At 65.7% G+C, this 1,182-nt stretch carries 2 protein-coding genes and 1 pseudogene; 1 reads left to right on the forward strand and 2 read right to left on the reverse strand.

The annotated features are described in order from the left end of the window. On the forward strand, window positions 1-568 hold a 568-nt coding region (tnpC, locus tag QWZ14_RS08775), incomplete at its 5' end, for an IS66 family transposase (RefSeq protein WP_290316255.1). A gap of 30 nt (window positions 569-598) precedes the next feature. Here tnpC and QWZ14_RS08780 read toward each other — a convergent pair. Next, a pseudogene (locus tag QWZ14_RS08780) lies at window positions 599-847 on the reverse strand (hypothetical protein); the annotation flags it as partial. Continuing rightward, window positions 829-1,173, reverse strand: a complete 345-nt coding sequence (locus tag QWZ14_RS08785; RefSeq protein ID WP_353959290.1) for a MerR family DNA-binding protein — start codon at window positions 1,171-1,173, stop codon at window positions 829-831. The pseudogene QWZ14_RS08780 and the gene QWZ14_RS08785, both read right to left, overlap by 19 nt. Window positions 1,174-1,182 lie beyond the last annotated feature (9 nt).

Genomic DNA, 1,182 nt, shown 5'->3' on the forward strand with positions numbered 1-1,182 from the left:
TTGGGCGCATGGCCGGCGCAAGCTGTTCAAGCTGGCGGAAGTGGCGCGGGCGCCGTTGGCGGCCGAGGCGGTGCGCCGGATCGACCTGATCTTTGACGCCGAGCGGGCCATCAACGGTCTGTCGGCCGAGCAGCGCCTGGCAGTGCGGCAACAGGATATCGCGCCGCTGGTTGTCGAGCTGGAATGCTGGATGCGCGAGCAATGCGCCCGGCTGTCCCGGCACAACGACCTGGCCAAGGCGATAAACTACATGCTGACACGCTGGGCCGCGTTCACCGCGTTCCTCAAGGATGGCCGGATCTGCCTGACCAATAATGCAGCGGAACGCGCGCTGCGCGGCATTGCCCTCGGACGAAAGTCTTGGTTGTTCGCGGGGTCCGACCGTGGCGGCGAGCGGGCTGCGGCAATGTACTCCCTCATCGTGACCGCCAAGCTGAACGATGTCGATCCCCGCGCCTGGCTGGCCGATGTGCTGGCCCGGATCGCCGGCCATCCCGCATCGCGCCTGCACGAGTTGCTGCCTTGGAACTGGAAAACCACACAGGCCCAGCGGGCCGCGGCCGCCTAATCAGCTACCAACCGCGGCCTTGGCCAGATGCGTACGGACATGGGCCAGCAGCACCATGTCTTCGTGCTGGCGGCAGCAGGCCGGGCGTTCTCTCCAAGCGAAGCAGCCGCTTTGGCTGACGCCAAGGACGCGGCACAGGCGGTGCACGGGGACCTTCTTCTTCGCCTCGTTAACAAGCCTAAAATTCATCGTGCGACCCGTCGCTAAACCGGTGGCGCTCGGGCCTCGCCCCATTCCGGGCGAAAAAGCGGTGGCGCGCTTCAGGATGTCCCGCTCCTGATGTGGGGTGCGGCGCGCCGAACACCCGGAGGGACCCTAGGACCTGGAGCAGTTGTAGGTTCAAGGCGTCTTTCCGGGGGACTGCCCTCAAGAAGTGCGTCGCGTTCAGGGGATGCGTAGAGCGCCTCGACGATGGGGCAATCCGGCACCGACCCGCCTTGGCAGCGCGACGCGACTTCGCTCAGGGTACGCTCTAGCCGCTCGAGGTCAGCGATCTTCCTCCGCACATCCTCAAGGTGCTTGAGGGTCACGGCCTGGACGTCCGAGCACGAGCTATGGCCGCCGTCGACGAGCCTTAGCAGGCTGCTGAAATTCGTAGCCTGAATTCCGTGTCC

Source organism: Paeniroseomonas aquatica, from assembly GCF_030409335.1.
Taxonomy (GTDB): Bacteria; Pseudomonadota; Alphaproteobacteria; order Acetobacterales; family Acetobacteraceae; genus Belnapia; species Belnapia aquatica.